The 16,003-nt window shown below is 44.2% G+C and carries 17 protein-coding genes; 15 read left to right on the top strand and 2 right to left on the bottom strand.

What is annotated here, in order from left to right; translation table 11 throughout:
* The first annotated feature begins 217 nt into the window (after positions 1–217).
* From rplS to MAMMFC1_RS19305, 8 genes are all read left to right on the top strand, one after another.
* Positions 218–559, top strand: a complete 342-nt coding sequence (gene rplS / locus MAMMFC1_RS19340) for a 50S ribosomal protein L19 (protein WP_126310070.1) — start codon at positions 218–220, stop codon at positions 557–559.
* Between the two features lie 83 nt (positions 560–642).
* Entirely contained in the window at positions 643–1,215 is a 573-nt protein-coding gene (gene lepB / locus MAMMFC1_RS19335) for a signal peptidase I (protein WP_126310069.1), read from the top strand.
* A gap of 139 nt (positions 1,216–1,354) precedes the next feature.
* Positions 1,355–2,239, top strand: a complete 885-nt coding sequence (ylqF, locus tag MAMMFC1_RS19330) for a ribosome biogenesis GTPase YlqF (protein WP_126310068.1) — start codon at positions 1,355–1,357, stop codon at positions 2,237–2,239.
* Between the two features lie 230 nt (positions 2,240–2,469).
* Positions 2,470–3,255: a ribonuclease HII gene (locus MAMMFC1_RS19325; protein ID WP_126310797.1), complete on the top strand. Its 786-nt coding sequence runs from the start codon at positions 2,470–2,472 to the stop codon at positions 3,253–3,255.
* A gap of 16 nt (positions 3,256–3,271) precedes the next feature.
* Positions 3,272–3,592 carry an EscU/YscU/HrcU family type III secretion system export apparatus switch protein gene (locus tag MAMMFC1_RS19320; protein ID WP_232035556.1) on the top strand — a complete coding sequence of 107 codons (321 nt, stop codon included), beginning with the start codon at positions 3,272–3,274 and terminating at the stop codon, positions 3,590–3,592.
* A 4-nt stretch (positions 3,593–3,596) separates the two neighbouring features.
* Positions 3,597–3,962, top strand: a complete 366-nt coding sequence (locus MAMMFC1_RS19315; RefSeq protein WP_126310067.1) for a YraN family protein — start codon at positions 3,597–3,599, stop codon at positions 3,960–3,962.
* Between the two features lie 19 nt (positions 3,963–3,981).
* Positions 3,982–5,514 carry a YifB family Mg chelatase-like AAA ATPase gene (locus MAMMFC1_RS19310; RefSeq protein ID WP_126310066.1) on the top strand — a complete coding sequence of 511 codons (1,533 nt, stop codon included), beginning with the start codon at positions 3,982–3,984 and terminating at the stop codon, positions 5,512–5,514.
* A gap of 36 nt (positions 5,515–5,550) precedes the next feature.
* Positions 5,551–5,835: an SH3 domain-containing protein gene (locus MAMMFC1_RS19305; protein ID WP_158618820.1), complete on the top strand. Its 285-nt coding sequence runs from the start codon at positions 5,551–5,553 to the stop codon at positions 5,833–5,835.
* A 28-nt stretch (positions 5,836–5,863) separates the two neighbouring features.
* Here MAMMFC1_RS19305 and ygiD read toward each other — a convergent pair whose 3' ends face one another.
* Positions 5,864–6,646 carry a 4,5-DOPA-extradiol-dioxygenase gene (ygiD, locus tag MAMMFC1_RS19300; protein ID WP_197723852.1) on the bottom strand — a complete coding sequence of 261 codons (783 nt, stop codon included), beginning with the start codon at positions 6,644–6,646 and terminating at the stop codon, positions 5,864–5,866.
* Between the two features lie 151 nt (positions 6,647–6,797).
* Positions 6,798–7,850, bottom strand: coding sequence for a nicotinate phosphoribosyltransferase (locus MAMMFC1_RS19295; protein WP_126310064.1), 1,053 nt, complete (start codon positions 7,848–7,850; stop codon positions 6,798–6,800).
* A 126-nt stretch (positions 7,851–7,976) separates the two neighbouring features.
* On the opposite strand from MAMMFC1_RS19295, the gene folP reads away from it, so the two are divergent.
* The 7 genes from folP (at position 7,977) to trmFO (ending at position 15,920) form a co-directional block, all read left to right on the top strand.
* Positions 7,977–9,176 carry a dihydropteroate synthase gene (folP, locus tag MAMMFC1_RS19290; RefSeq protein WP_126310063.1) on the top strand — a complete coding sequence of 400 codons (1,200 nt, stop codon included), beginning with the start codon at positions 7,977–7,979 and terminating at the stop codon, positions 9,174–9,176.
* Positions 9,177–9,191: 15 nt separating this feature from the next.
* A complete protein-coding gene (gene folB, locus MAMMFC1_RS19285; protein WP_126310062.1) occupies positions 9,192–9,560 on the top strand; it encodes a dihydroneopterin aldolase in 369 nt (122 codons plus the stop codon).
* Positions 9,557–10,087, top strand: coding sequence for a 2-amino-4-hydroxy-6-hydroxymethyldihydropteridine diphosphokinase (gene folK, locus MAMMFC1_RS19280; protein ID WP_126310061.1), 531 nt, complete (start codon positions 9,557–9,559; stop codon positions 10,085–10,087). Before folB ends, folK begins: the two co-directional genes overlap by 4 nt.
* Positions 10,074–11,228, top strand: coding sequence for an MGDG synthase family glycosyltransferase (locus MAMMFC1_RS19275; RefSeq protein WP_126310060.1), 1,155 nt, complete (start codon positions 10,074–10,076; stop codon positions 11,226–11,228). The genes folK and MAMMFC1_RS19275 overlap by 14 nt, the downstream gene beginning before the upstream one ends.
* A gap of 138 nt (positions 11,229–11,366) precedes the next feature.
* On the top strand, positions 11,367–12,461 hold the full coding sequence (gene dprA, locus MAMMFC1_RS19270; protein WP_126310059.1) for a DNA-processing protein DprA: 1,095 nt from the start codon (positions 11,367–11,369) through the stop codon (positions 12,459–12,461).
* Positions 12,458–14,629, top strand: coding sequence for a type I DNA topoisomerase (topA, locus tag MAMMFC1_RS19265; RefSeq protein WP_126310058.1), 2,172 nt, complete (start codon positions 12,458–12,460; stop codon positions 14,627–14,629). The genes dprA and topA overlap by 4 nt, the downstream gene beginning before the upstream one ends.
* A complete protein-coding gene (gene trmFO, locus MAMMFC1_RS19260) occupies positions 14,622–15,920 on the top strand; it encodes a methylenetetrahydrofolate--tRNA-(uracil(54)-C(5))-methyltransferase (FADH(2)-oxidizing) TrmFO (RefSeq protein ID WP_126310057.1) in 1,299 nt (432 codons plus the stop codon). Before topA ends, trmFO begins: the two co-directional genes overlap by 8 nt.
* Positions 15,921–16,003: the final 83 nt, after the last annotated feature.

The following is a 16,003-nucleotide window of genomic DNA, read 5'->3' as shown; positions in this document are numbered from 1 at the left end:
ATCTGCGCAATATAATAGACTTGAAACTACGGACCTAATTTCTTGAGTTTCACATGTAGGTATGGTATAATATCTTTCGTGCAGTATGGACGGTCCTCTGCTTGATAAAGTATACTATTTGGGAGTCGTCTTTAAACATTCTGAATTCTGACTCCTGAATTCTGAATATCTGAACAATACAAGTCATGAACGTCTGGAATTAAGGAGGAAATATTTTATGAATATCATTGAGATTTTGGAACAGGAACAATTGCGGCAAGATATCCCATCCTTTAAGCCTGGAGATACGGTTAAAGTTCACGTAAAGGTCGTAGAGGGCAGCCGTGAGCGGATTCAGGTTTTTGAAGGTGTGGTTATTAATCGTAAAAGCGGCGGCGTGCGTGAAACGTTCACTGTTAGACGTGTTACTTATGGGGTCGGAGTGGAACGTACCTTTCCGATACATTCTCCCCGGATCGAAAAGATTGAAGTAGTTCGCCGGGGTATTGTTCGCAGGGCTAAGCTGTACTACTTGCGTAACCTCACCGGTAAGGCCGCCCGTATTAAAGAAAAACGCTAATAGACAAGACTTAAAGGGCAGGGACTGATACCAGTCCCTTTTCTTCATTTCCCATCCGGGAAAGGGGGTAAGGTATAAAAAATATGGAAGAAGAGAGTAAAACAGTAAAAGAAAGAACTGAGAAAGAGAGCGACGATAAAAGTTTGGGCGACGAAATAAAAGATTGGGTTATATCCATTCTGATTGCTGTAGTGCTGGCTTTTTTTATCAGATACTATATCGTGGAACTATATATGGTTGAAGGACCTTCCATGCGACCTACCCTGGTAAATGGTGAGCGTTTAATCGTCAACAAATTTATATATCGGTTTAAGTCGCCGGGAAAAGGTGAAGTTGTAGTATTCCGCTATCCTCGCGATCCCAGCCGGGATTTTATCAAAAGAGTGATTGCCATACCCGGTGACACCATCGAAATTAAAGATGGTCGTGTTTTTGTTAACGGACAATTACAAAATGAAACATATATTCTTGAACGCACTCGAGATCCTTATCCCCTGGCTACTGTACCGGAAGGACAAATTTTCGTGATGGGGGATAATCGTAATAATTCGGAGGATAGCCGGTCTAAGAACGTTGGATTTGTCCCGGTGGAATTATTAAAAGGAAAAGCAGTTACTGTATTTTGGCCGCTTGATCACATAAAAACCTTGCCATGATTATTTATCCAGATATTCTGGAGCCTCGTGCCGCTACGGCGGCGCCAACAGAGGAATGAAATGGTCATTTTTTGGACAGAATGCTTCTATTCACTTCTGAGTCCTTACTCCTGAATTCTGACTTCTCAAATTAAGCGAGGTGCAATGCATGCACATTCATTGGTTTCCCGGGCACATGGCTAAAGCGCAGCGTATGATTCGCGAACAGCTTAAATTAATTGATGTAGTGATTGAATTGCTAGATGCCAGAATTCCATATAGCAGTGCCAATCCCGTCATTAGCGAGATTATTGGCGAAAAACCGCACGTGGTAGCGCTGAATAAGATCGATTTGGCAGAACCGGAGCTAACGAAACAATGGATGTCTCATTTTCAAAATATGAATTTTTCCGTAGTTGCGTTAGACGCAGCCAGTGGGAATGGGATGAAAAACCTGATTGGGCAGGTTGAAAAAATTGCCGGTGATAAATTAGCTAAGTTAGCGGCAAAAGGGATTAAACCAAGAGCTGTACGGGCAATGATTTTAGGTATACCTAATGTAGGAAAGTCCTCTCTGATTAACCGTTTGCTGGGAAGCGCTACCGTACGCACAGGGGATAAGCCGGGAGTTACCCGTGGACAACAATGGATCAAAGTTGGAAAGAATTTGGAACTTCTCGATACTCCCGGCGTATTATGGCCCAAACTGGATGATCAGGAAATAGCCTTTAAGTTGGCAGCTACCGGCGCAATTAAAGATGACGTCTATGATGCGGAAAAAGTGATATTAAAGCTTGTCGGATTATTACGGGACGACTACAGCGAAAGACTTATTACCCGTTACAATCTGCCTTTGCCCTTGCCTGCCGACGACTCAGAACTATTAGGACTTATTGCGGCGCGGCGTGGCTGTTTGCGTAGTGGCGGGATAGTGGATTACGATAAAGCAGGGAGAATTGTACTCAACGAATTTCGCTCAGGTAAACTTGGCGGCTTTACATTGGACCGGCCAAATACTGAATTAGATGGTATGAGCAACAATTAATTCATTCCGAAATGTCAACGGCTAACCTACTGGGTTTAGCCGTTTATTTATAACCTCATAACCGCACTCGGTAGTGGAGATTTAGCAAGAGTTAAGTTTTCTTCAAGATGGTTTTCATAATTGCAGGATTTAATTTTTCTGTCAAGAATACTAAGTATAAATAATACTTACGATTTATCCCCAATTTTGACCTTATCCCCTATACCCTATGGAGGGAATGTTTGCGTAATATGCTAAAACATATTAAGGATGTTGCTTTATTATTGGAGCACCAAGATGTTTCGCAAGATACCGTAGATTTACTAAAAAGGGATCCTCGTGTCTCAGTTCAACGCCTTGTACATAAATGGGAACTGCGGTTTGAAAAAGTAAATCGTGAATTCGCCAGAGTCCGAGCTTTATACGAGCATGAGCGTAATTTTTACGAGCAAGGCTGTAAATTCGTCGCCGGCGTTGACGAGGCCGGTAGAGGTCCTTTGGCCGGGCCGGTGGTAGTTGCAGCAGTTATTTTACCTGTTGCCTATCATATTTCTTATCTTAACGACTCAAAAAAATTATCAGCTGCTCAACGGGATGAAATATATCGAATCATCAAATGTGAGGCTGTTGCCGTTTATCACTCTGTAATTGATGTAGAGCAAATTGATAAAGTTAATATTTATCAGGCAACAAAAATAGGTATGTATACCGCTATCAACGGGCTGTTACCCAAGCCTCAGGCCGTACTTATTGACGCTGTGCCCCTGTCTGATTTGCCTATGCCGGCGCTATCAATTATAGGCGGCGACGGGGTTAGTGCATCCATTGCTGCCGCTTCAATCGTTGCCAAAGTTGAACGGGACAGAATTATGGAAGAACTCCACCGGCAATATCCCGAATACGGGTTTAACCGCCACAAAGGATATGCTACCCAGGACCACCTTAATGCTTTGCGACGATATGGGCCTTGCCCGGTTCACCGCAAGAGCTTTGCCCCTGTTAAAAATAACGATTCGCCGGAAATGTCTCTATTTTGATGTAAGGAGAGGCAGCGTGAGTGACAATAACACCGAACAACCCAAAAAAGCGATAGCTATACGCTATAAGGAAGACCAAGAACGGGCGCCCAGAGTAATTGCCAAAGGTGCAGGATTTATTGCTGAGCAAATCTTGGATGCGGCCAAGCAAAATGCTATCCCGGTTTATCAGAATAAAACCCTGACGGGTATGCTGATGGCGGTTGAACTGGACCGTGAAATACCGCCGGAACTCTATCAAGCCGTCGCGGAAGTACTTGCATACATATATTATGTCGACCAGAAGGTGGGGAAAAGGCCAAATTGGGGATCAATATTAAGGCAAATGAAGGAATAGCAAGATGAGACATTTGCGTCTTGGCGAGACGGGAGAGCAGGCTGCAACTGATTATTTAATTAATCATGGCTATCGTATACTTGCGACGAAGTATCGTGCCAAAACAGGCGAAATAGATATTGTTGCCCGAGATAAGAACGATGATTGCGTGGTATTTGTTGAAGTGAAAACAAGACGCTCCACATTATACGGTGTGCCTGCAGAGGCCGTTGGCTATAAAAAGCAGCGAAAGATAATGAATACTGCCCTTATCTATATGAATCAAAACGGCCTGACGGATGTTGCCTGCCGCTTTGATGTTATTGAAATCTATTGGTATAGCCATTCAGTGAATTTTAACCATATCATCGGTGCTTTTGACTGTTACTAATTCGTTTCGGGGGTATCTTGTGTTTGCGCAAACCTATGGGTCCACTACTTTGGGAATAAATGGTATTTTAATCAGTGTTGAAATAGACATAGCCAACCGCATTCCCGGGCTTGATATTGTCGGTTTGGCAGACACTGCCGTTCGCGAATCGAAAGAACGGGTGCGGGCGGCGATAAATAACGCCGGTTTCAAATTCCCCAATCGCCGAATTACAGTGAGTTTAGCCCCTGCCGACATAAAAAAAGATAGTTCAGGCTTAGATTTGCCTATAGCCGTCGGGATTTTGGCAGCAAGTGGGCAAATTCCTAAAGAAAGTTGCCAGAACTACGCTTTCGCCAGTGAACTGTCTTTAGAAGGCAAATTGCGTGGCATTTCGGGCATCTTGCCGATGGTCATCCACTGCGCAGAACATGGATTACCAAATGTAATTGTTGCCATGGATAATGCAAAGGAAGCCCTGTTGGCAGAAAAGCTTACAGTATATGCCCCTGATAATCTGATGCAGATTGTAAAACATCTTCGCGGGGAAGAAACAATTCTGCCTGTTGAGCCTGTTGACAGTGATGAGACGACCGCCGCCATTGGCGATGATTTTGCCGATGTACAGGGCCAGGTTGTTGCCAAACGAGCATTGGAAATTGCAGCGGCTGGTGGACATAATGTAATCATGATTGGTCCCCCCGGTTCAGGTAAAACAATGCTAGCTAAACGTATTCCTTCAATTTTACCTGCCATGTCTAATCAGGAAGCGTTGGAAGTTACCAAAATTTACAGTGTAGCCGGGTTATTAAAAAACAACTCGGGCTTAATAACTGTCAGACCATTTAGAAATCCGCATCACACGATTTCTACCGCAGGCATGATAGGTGGTGGCAGTATGCCACGACCTGGTGAAGTCACATTAAGTCATAATGGCGTACTATTTTTAGATGAACTTCCTGAATTCCCGAGACTTGTATTAGAAGTGCTGCGACAGCCTTTGGAGGATGGACAGGTTACTATTTCACGCGTAAACGCTTCACTGACATTCCCTGCTAAGTCCATGCTTATCGCGTCGATGAACCCGTGTCCGTGCGGCTATTTAGGCGATGTCAGCCACTCTTGTTCTTGTTCCCCAAATGAAATCCGCCGTTATGTAAAAAAGATTTCAGGCCCGTTACTTGACCGTATAGATCTTCATATTAATGTTCCCCGTCTGGAATACAATGAACTTACTAATACTGCTCCTGCCGAATCTTCAGCGACAATCAGACAGCGTGTGGAGAATGCCAGGGCAATACAATGGGAACGTCTGAAAAACCATAGCTTGTTTTGCAATGCACAAATGAGTCATAAACATTTAAAATCTGCTTGTCCCATGACTGATGATGCTCAGGGATTATTAAAACAGGCATTTACCAAGATGAACTTAAGCGGCAGAGGCTATGACCGTATCATAAAAGTCGCCCGCACTATTGCTGATTTGGCCGGAAGTGAAAAAATCAGCGGACAACATGTTGCTGAAGCTATTCATTATCGTAATAATTTGAAAGCCATAGATAATAATAGATAATAATAGATAATAGATAGCTAAAAGGAGTGAATAATTTTGAGACGCAAATTACCTGGAATACTTGGCGCCTTATTGATCATAACTGTGACCCTGGCTTTCTTGGGTATTGCTGAAGCATCGTTTACTTTTATTGGTTATGCTAATTCCGATAGGGTGAAAGTGTATTCCTCTCCTTCTACGACAGACAGCGTTATTGAAGAATTGAAACTTGGGGATTTTGTAAAAGTGGTAGGCAAGTCGCCTGATGAAGATTTTTGGGAAATTCAACATAAAGACAAGCATGGATGGGTACTGGTAAAATATATTAACCCGAGAATATAAAAACCGATTATAAATATCAGATTAAATATTAATGGGGCCCGCATATTAGACTGAGCATGGAAACAGAAGCGTTTTGGATGCCCTCAAAAATAAAATGTACATTTTCGTTGTTTTGCTGTAGACCAATGAGATACATTAAAGGTAAGTAGTGATCATTAGTCGGAATTGCCAATGATGATCCTGTCAGCCTGGTATAGTGTATCAAACTTTCATGATCTTTGTTGCCAAGATATCTCTTTATCTGGGTGTCAAATTCTTCCGCCCATGGAAGCGGTTTGGCATCCATATTATGAAAGTCAGCTAGCCTAAGATTATGAACGACATTGCCGCTGCCAATAATAAGAATACCTTGATCACGCAAAGGCAGAAGCTGCTGTGCCAATTGATAATGGTATTCGGCAGGCTTTTTATAAGCGATACTCATTTCGAATACCGGTATGTCCGCTGCAGGATACATGTGGCGCAGTACTGCCCAGGCAGCATGATCGATTCCCCAGGTATCATTGCATTGTACATTAGTATGCGTCACCAGAGAAGGGACGGACCGGGCAGATTCGGGTGCTCCCGCGCAGGGGTAGGTCAGTTCGTAAAGCGCCGGTGGAAAACCAAAAAAGTCATAAATAATTTTCGGCTTTTTAGTACACGAAACATAGGTATGGTCAGTAAGCCAATGGGCTGAAACTACCATGACGGCATTGGGTTTTGGGACTGATTTGGCAATTTTACCGAGGCTACGGGTATAATCATTGTCTGCTATCGCGTTCAGCGGCGATCCGTGTCCGATGAAAAGAACCGGCATGCGCTGGGTCATGATATTCACCTCTCTTCGCTGAATCGGTAAATTACTTATCCATTTCTATAAAAAGGGAAAGAATCCTTTATAATGGTAATCGATGAGATGAATCGATATGAAATTACCCGCCTTTTTTCGGCGGGTAATTTTTTCTACAGTATTAGTCATTCTATTTTACTAAAGCTAGTCTAGGGTTGGGGCGATAGCTACGACCTACTTTTGAACAAGGCTGGCCATTCACCATGACGATATCCGCAGTAAAATTTATGTTATCATTAAAAAGGCTGCTTCCAACTGCATAAACATCTACCGGAATGTTTAATGCTTCAAACTGGGTGATTTTTTCCGCAGTGAAGCCGCCCGAAACCATTATGCCAACGTGACCAAATCCTTCCCGGTCTAAGGCTTCCCGTACATTGGTTACAAGCTGGTGACATACGCCCGTGGGTTTAAAATGCCCCATTTGGGGAATAACTGATACATCCACAAGATTGTCGGCGGTGTCCAGACGTACTGCCGACAACTTGTCACCTAGTTCTTTGGCAACGGCCAAAGCGGTGCTTACGCAGTCATTGTCGAAGTCTACCAGAGCGACCCGGTTAATTGAGGGGTCAATATATTTGTCAAAGGCATTGGTAGCAGCAACAGTATTGCCTTCGTAAGCGGCAATTAGGGCATGGGGAATTGTACCAAGCGCCGGGGCTCCCCAAAGTGACCCATTGGCAGGGGTTGACACTCCGTATATTCCGCCGATATGGGCAGCATACCCGTCGCTAGCTTGTACACTATAATGATCAAAACGGGAAGGGAAAAAGAGAACGGGTTTCCCGTTTGCTGCCTTAACTACACGCTGAACGTTAGTAGCAATCTTTGTTTGGCGGGATATTACACCAAGATAGACTGTTTCCAAGTGGGAAAAGTTTGCCAAGTCACCTTCAATCGTCATAACGGTTTCCCAAGGATCAATAGGGTCACCGTCATATAAAGCGTGAATTGTCAGCTCTTCCGGCTGATGTGCGCATTTTTTCAGCACGGCAATGGCTTCATCCATTCCGCAAAGTACTGCGGACTGGCGTTGAAAAATTTGCATCAGTACCCGGGGATGATGGTTGTCCTTGTTTAAAATTTCACTGGTCCTCAAAAAATAACTGTCACTATAGTAGCCTTGTTTTATTGCTTCGACTGGAAGGGCAAAGGAATCCGGCGTTAGACGCTGTCTCATTAATGAGCCTCCTATATTATCGAATTAAGCCTTTTTTTCTAAGAAATGTATAATTATCTTTATTCTATAATATTTTATGATACAATAAAAATATATTTTGCCGCAATAGGGAGGAGTGAAATAATAATGATATATAATCCACGCATTATTAATATTAAGACCCAGGAGCAGGCTCGAAACGAACTGAAAAAAATTAAATGTGAAGCAGCCGGGGCAAACATTATGTCAGCCAAAGCGACTTTTAAAACAATAAAGGTAGAAAAAGTGCAAAGTAAGGCAGCCAATATATTGAAACAAACTTTTTTGTCAAAAGGGGGGGAAGCGTCGATTACACGGGGGGCGGCAGACTTTACCCTGGAATATACTGATGTATTATTAAGCGGTACCATAAAACAGTATCGCCAAGCCATTTCGCAACTGAAAATGCAGCCATGGGGCCTTGCTAAACTTGCAGCAGAGATTGAGACTGTAATCTTAGCCACTGAGGAGTTTCCATACCGGGAGTTTTCTTGGGAAAAATGTAAATTAGCCATTGAACCTGGACATACTTTGGTGATGGGGATTCTGAATATTACGCCGGACTCTTTTTCGGATGGCGGCAGATACTTTAGCATCGACGCGGCTTTGCGGCATGCCGAGCAAATGATAGAGGAAGGGGCCGACATTCTTGATATTGGCGCGGAATCCACCAGGCCTTATGGATCAGAGAAAGTATCAGCTGCTGAGGAAATGGACAGACTGTTGCCTGTCTTAGAAAAAGTACTTGATACTTTTTCCATACCGGTTTCAGTTGATACATACAAGGCAAGTGTTGCCGGGGAAGCACTGAAGGCCGGGGCTCATATCATTAATGACGTTTGGGGATTACAGTATGATCCGGAGATGGCAAAAATTGTCGCCCAATATGACGTTCCGATTGTAATCATGCATAACCAAAATCATGTGGAATATGAACGAGATATTATGTCGCACATTTGTGAGTTTTTACGTTATAGCATTGAGATTGGTACAACAGCAGGGATAGAGCCCAACAGGGTCATCATCGATCCTGGAATAGGATTTGGCAAAAAACCGGCAGATAATCTGATCGTAATGTCCAGATTGAATGAGTTGTGTTCTTTAGGCTGTCCTATTCTGCTGGGCAGCTCCCGCAAACGATTCATTGGCGAGACGCTAGGCCTGCCGCCGGATGATCGGATGGAGGGGACAGGAGCAACTGTAGCTCTTGGTATTAGTAAAGGGGCAAATATTGTTAGAGTCCATGATGTAAAAGCTATGGTACGTATTGCAAAAATGACAGATGCTATGATCAATGTAGCTTTTTAAGTAGGAGGGTATCTGATGAGTGACAAAATTTCTTTAAAAAATATGGTTTTTTATGGTTTCCACGGGGTATATGAATATGAAAGGGAATTAGGCCAAAGATTTTACGTAGATGTGGAAATGACTTCTAATTTGGAGCAAGCAGGTCATACGGACCAATTAAATCATACAATTGATTATGTAAATGTATACAATAAAACCAAAGATTTGGTTGAAAACCACCGTTTCCAACTTCTCGAAGCGCTTACTTCCCATTTAGCGGAAGCAATACTATCTTTGGATTCCAGAATAGAGACAGTAACCGTCCGGGTGCGCAAGCCCTCGGTGCCTATTGCTGCGGCGCTTGATTATGTGGAAGTTGAAGCCACCCGGAGACAACAGCGATGATCGCACTGGGACTGGGTTCCAACCTTGATACCCTTGGCCGAACACGCGAACAAAACATTGCCCATGCTATTGAATTGCTGGACCAGCATCCTCAAATAAAAGTCAAGCAAATATCATCTTTATATGAAACTGAGCCGGTAGGTTTAAAGGAACAGCCCAATTTCCTCAATGCGGCTGTTAGTATTATGACTTCATTAGCCCCGGAAGAACTGCTCAACGTCTGTTTAGATATTGAAAAACAAATGGGACGTATTAGAGAGGTGCGCTGGGGACCACGCAACATAGATATTGACCTTTTGGTGTATGACGACATCCAAATTATAACCAACACGCTGGAACTGCCCCATCCGCGAGTTCCTGAAAGGCGTTTTGTATTGATACCCTTACGGGAAATCGCTGGTAATGAGCCGGTGTATAAAGGACTGACAGTGGACGAATTATTAAGGAAGACCCCGGATCATACGGCTATAACTTTCTATGGTCCACTAAATTTTTCTGGGCAAAGGAACGCAGATGGCCCCCAATAAAGTTCTGTTTATCAGCGCACCTATCGGTGCAGGGCATACCCGGGCAGCGCAAGCTGTTTCAGACGTTATAATTGACCACTATCCAGATGTGGAAACTTGTATTTGTAATGTTTTTGATTTTTTTAGTCCGCAATTCGGGGAGCTGTTGCTGAAAGGGTATTTAAAAATACTGGAATATTATCCTCAAGCTTACGGGAGGATGTATGACTGGGGAAATGCGAGCGGTATGGCGCTTTACAGCCGGGATTTGCTAAGCCGCTATCTTGCAGGGAGGATGTTTAAATTCATAGCCGATTACCAACCGACAGTAATCGTATGCACTCATGCTACACCTGCGGGTCTTGTGGCCTGGCTTGTAAGGCAAGGTAAGATAAACATTCCCGCTGCGGCTGTTATTACTGATTACGTCGTGCACCGGTTATGGATATATCGGGAAATTGCACGATATTATGTGGCCGACATATTGTTACGCGACTCAATGATTCAGCAGGGAGTTGAACCGTCGTCAATAGGAATTACCGGTATTCCGGTGTTGCCTGTCTTTACGCAAAAACTGAATAAACAACAAACCCGTAAAAAGTTAGGACTTAAAGAAGACCTTAAAACTATTTTAATTATGGGTGGAGGCGCCGGCGTACTACCCATGGAACAAATCCTATCTTTATGTAATAACCTGGACGTTTCCTTGCAGTTAGTCCTGGTTACAGGAAAGAATACGACTCTTTATGATAAATTAAACAAATTAAAAAATACACTGCGGCGTCCGGCCCATATATATGGTTATGTTGATAACGTGTACGAGTTAATGGCGGCTGCCGATATTTTCGTCTCGAAACCGGGTGGGATGAGTGCTGCCGAGGCTATGGCAACCGGGTTGCCATTGATAATATTTCGGCCTATACCGGGTCAAGAAGAAGCAAACACCCGCTTTCTTACTAAGAACGGAGTTGCGGTTTGCGCCGACTCTCTTGCTGATCTAAAATTAATTCTGCACAGGCTATTGATCAATAATCCGGAACAGCTTGGCATTATCAGCCGGCAGGCTCTCAATATGGCGAAACCAAACGCTGCTTATAGCATAGTGGATGATATTGCAAAAAATTATTTTCATGTAAAAAGTTCAAAAAATTATACAAATTAGGACGTCCGGCTCTTGACGCCTGCTTTTTTTGCCAGTTATAATATTGCAAAGTATTGCAATTAACTAATGATAATTAATATAATTAATAATTATATTTATCTTAGTTTTCGCAGCTCTCACCCACGGAGGACAAAGCGTATGGAGAATTTATATCTGGCTGCCTTGCAGATGGTTCCAGGTATTGGCAGCTCACGAATTAAATCACTGGAAGATTATTTTGGTAGCGCCCGGCAAGCTTGGCTGGCTGACCGGCGCGATTTATTTTTATCCAAGTGCTTGGATAACAATATTTGTAATAATCTGATTGGATATCGGGATAAGATAGATATATACCATTTAGCTGACCAATGGGACAAACAAGGAATAAAAATATGCAGTCTCAAAGATGATAACTATCCCGCGCTACTACGAAATACTTTTAACCCGCCTCAGGTTTTATTTTATCGGGGGACATTGCCCGCCAACGATAAAATGATTGCTGTTGTAGGGTCACGGCGGGCATCGGCGTATGGCAAGAATATTGCACGCCTGCTTGCGGCGGAGCTGGCTGGCAGCGGCGTTGGCATTGTAAGCGGCGCGGCCCGGGGAATTGATTCTTCAGCGCACCAGGGGGCGTTGGAGAAAGGTTATACGGTGGCAGTGCTGGGATCCGGAGTGGATATATGCTACCCGCCTGAAAATGCTAAAATGATAGCCAGGATCGAAGAGCGCGGCGCCGTTGTGTCGGAATATGCTCCGGGAACAAAGGCGAGCCCAGGTCACTTTCCGGCCCGCAATCGGATTATTAACGGCATGGCCCTTGGTGTTATTATAGTAGAAGCTGCTGAAAGAAGTGGAGCTTTGATTACTGCCGACTTTGCCCTGGAAGAAGGTCGTGACGTTTTTGCCGTACCAGGCAGCGTTTTCTCGGAAACTAGCCGGGGCACCCACTGGTTGATTAAACAAGGGGCAAAACTGGTGGATACTGCCGGAGATGTGTTGAAAGAGTATGGGTGGGATGAAGAACAGGATGATGATAATTTCTCTAAGCCGCCGGAGCTTTTAGAGGAAGAGAAGATTGTTTACTCTTTGTTAAACTTTGAATTACCTATGGGAATTGAAGAAATAGTGATAAAGACGAAATTATCGCCGTCAACGGTTGCATATATATTAATGCAATTGGGACTACGCGGATTGACGGTTGAACATAGCGGGCAACGCTATATTCGTGCCGCCAGGGAGGGAATTAGGTGAGTAAGGCTTTAGTCGTAGTAGAGTCACCAGCCAAAGCCAAAACGATTGAGAAATTTCTGGGTAAAAACTATACTGTTAAAGCTTCAATGGGGCATCTCAGGGACTTGCCCAAAAGTCAATTTGGTGTTGATATTGAAAATAACTTTGAGCCTAAATATATCAATATCAGAGGTAAAGGAGATCTTATCAAGAGTTTGAAAGAAGCAGCCAAAAATGCTGGTTCTATATACCTGGCAACAGACCCCGACCGTGAAGGGGAAGCCATTGCCTGGCATTTGGCTCACTTGCTTAATATTCCGGTAGTCAATGCTTGCCGTATCGAATTTAACGAAATTACCAAACCTGCTATCCAGCAGGCGGTAAAAAAACCGCGGCCCATTGATTTATCCCGCGTGTTTGCTCAACAAGCAAGAAGAATACTGGATCGAATCGTCGGCTATAAATTGAGCCCTTTACTCTGGCGTAAGGTTCGTAAGGGTTTAAGCGCCGGCCGGGTCCAGTCAGTTGCCGTTCGCCTTATTTGTGATAGAGAAAAAGAAATTCAGAACTTTGTCCCGGAAGAATACTGGACAATAACAGCAAAACTAAAAGAAAAATCCAGCAGCAAACCGTTTGACGCTGAACTTGTATCCATTGACGGGCAAAAAATTTCAATACAGGATGAAACGCAAGCTTCCGCAGCGGTGACGGAATTAAGCCAGGCAGAATATTCAGTTGCCGATGTCAAAAAACGTGAGCGAAAACGTAATCCTTACGCGCCATTTATTACTAGCAGCCTTCAGCAAGAAGCGGCGCGCCGGATTGGCTTTACTTCCCGCAAAACCATGACAGTAGCCCAACAACTGTATGAAGGGCTGGATATCGGCAGTTCCGGGCATGTTGGTCTCATTACCTACATGCGAACAGATTCAACTCGGGTGTCGGAATTGGCGCAGCAGGATGCCCGTCAATATATCGCCGGTAAGCATGGAACAAGTTATTTGCCTGAGAAGCCGCCGGTTTACGCCAATAAAAGGTCACAGGATGCGCATGAAGCCATTAGGCCAACTAGTGTTGAACTTCCGCCGGAGGCATTGATATCGCATCTTACCAAAGATCAGTTGAAGTTGTACACCCTAATTTGGGAGCGGTTTATCGCCAGCCAAATGACGGCAGCCGTCTACGATACTATGACCATTGAAATAATGGCTGGCCGGTACAAATTTCGGGCAACCGGCTCGCAACTAAAATTCCCCGGATTTTTGGCGGCATTTTCCCATACGGGCAAGGGCGGTGCCGGCAGCGGGGAAACAAACGAAGACAGCAGCATATCCGAGTTGGATAAAGATAATCTGTTGCCGGAATTAACTGTCGGGCAAAAATTAAAGCTGGCTAAATTATTGCCTGCTCAACACTTTACTGAACCCCCGCCGCGCTATACGGAAGCCTCTTTAGTAAAAATTTTGGAGGAAAAAGGCATTGGCCGGCCAAGCACCTATGCACCGACAATAGAGACCATTGTTACTCGCGGTTACGTAAGACGGGTTGAAAAAAAATTTGAACCCACAGAACTTGGTTTTGTGGTTGTTGATTTACTAAAAGACTATTTTAAAAAAATAGTCGACGTGGAGTTTACCGCCGGTATGGAAGACCAGTTAGATGATATTGCCGATGGAGATATATCCTGGCTGGAAGTACTGCGACAGTTTTACGAACCGTTTAACAAAGATTTAGTCCACGCCGAAGAAGCTATTGGACATGTTGAGCTTCCGGTACAAGTGTCGGACGTGAAATGCGAAAATTGTGGCAGAATGATGGTAATTAAGCAGGGGCGGTATGGAGATTTCCTTGCCTGTCCTGGTTTTCCGGAATGCCGGAATACAAAGCCCTTAGTAAAGGAAACCGGAGCAAAATGTCCTAAATGTCAAGGCGCTGTAGTTGAGCGCAGGACTAAACGGGGGAAAACATTCTATGGGTGTGAAAATTATCCCGCATGCGACTTTACTACCTGGGACACTCCGCTGGCGGAAAAATGTCCGCAATGCGGTTCCTTCATGGTACGTCATAGATTCAAAAATGGTGGAGTTACATCCCGCTGTTCCAATGCCGCTTGTCCAGGGAATCAGGCGGCCATGAGGAATGACGAAGAAAAGTCAACAAAGGTCAAGCGGGGGAAAAAGAGTGTCTAAGGTAACAGTAATTGGGGCAGGCCTGGCAGGAAGCGAAGCAGCCTGGCAGATTGCTCAGGCTGGAATTGAAGTGGAATTATATGAGATGCGTCCGGGAGTAATGACTCCGGCTCATCATACCGGCATGTTTGCAGAGTTAGTATGCAGCAACTCATTGCGGGCGGCCGGGCTAAATAACGCCGTGGGACTCCTCAAGGAAGAAATGCGTCGGTTGGATTCACTTGTAATGAAAGCGGCTGATCTTACGAGTGTTCCCGCCGGTGGCGCTTTGGCGGTGGATCGCCAGGCGTTTAGCAGCTATATAACAAATTCGCTGGTTAATCACAATAAAGTAAAAATTTTTTATAATGAAATTACGGATATTCCTACCGGCCGTCCGCTGGTTATTGCCACTGGTCCCCTTACGTCCCCCGCTTTTTCGAAAGCCATTGGCAAACTGACTGGATGCGAATACTTATATTTCTACGATGCAGCCGCACCCATAGTAAGTTCCGATTCCCTAAACTGGCAAAAAATTTATCGAGCTTCCCGTTATGACAAGGGTGATGCGGACTATTTAAACTGCCCGCTGAATAAAGAACAATATGAACAATTTTGGTTTGAATTGACGCATGCGGAGGCAGCGCCGATCAAAGAATTTGAGAAGGCTATATTTTTTGAAGGATGTATGCCGATTGAGGCAATGGCAGCCAGAGGTATTGATACCATGCGTTACGGGCCTTTAAAACCCGTAGGTCTAAGGCATCCCGCAACGGGAGAATTACCTTTTGCCGTTGTTCAACTGCGGCAGGATAATTTTGACGGTACGCTTTATAATTTGGTTGGTTTCCAGACTCATTTAAAGTGGTCCGAGCAGCAGCGAGTTTTTCGAATGATTCCCGGGCTGGAGAAGGCAGAGTTTGTCAGGTTTGGTGTTATGCATCGCAATACCTTCATAAACTCGCCGCGGATTTTGCAGCCGACGCTGCAAATAGTCAAGGAGCCAGGAATTCTGTTCGCCGGGCAGATAACAGGGGTGGAAGGATATGTAGAATCTGCCGCCGTCGGTTTGGTAGCTGGAATGAATGCCGCCCGCCTGTGTCAAGGCTTAACCCCGCGGGTTTTCCCAAGGGATACAGCTCACGGATCATTATGTTATTATATAACAACGGCCAATCCGGAAAATTTTCAACCGATGAATATAAACTTTGGCCTTTTGCCGCCTTTACAACAGAAGATCAAAGATAAAAAACAAAAAAATAATATGATTTCTATCCGGTCGTTGGATGCCCTGAAAGAGTTTATTGAATAATATGACAATATTGGTTGCGCAATTTATCCTATTGTGTTAGTATTGTGTTGTGCTAGTGGTATTGTATTAGTAATTAATTCTTA

The organism is Methylomusa anaerophila (assembly GCF_003966895.1).
In the GTDB taxonomy this organism is placed as follows: domain Bacteria; phylum Bacillota; class Negativicutes; order Sporomusales; family Sporomusaceae; genus Methylomusa; species Methylomusa anaerophila.
Note: the sequence above shows the minus strand (reverse complement) of the source record. Positions and strands in the feature narration are given on the sequence as shown.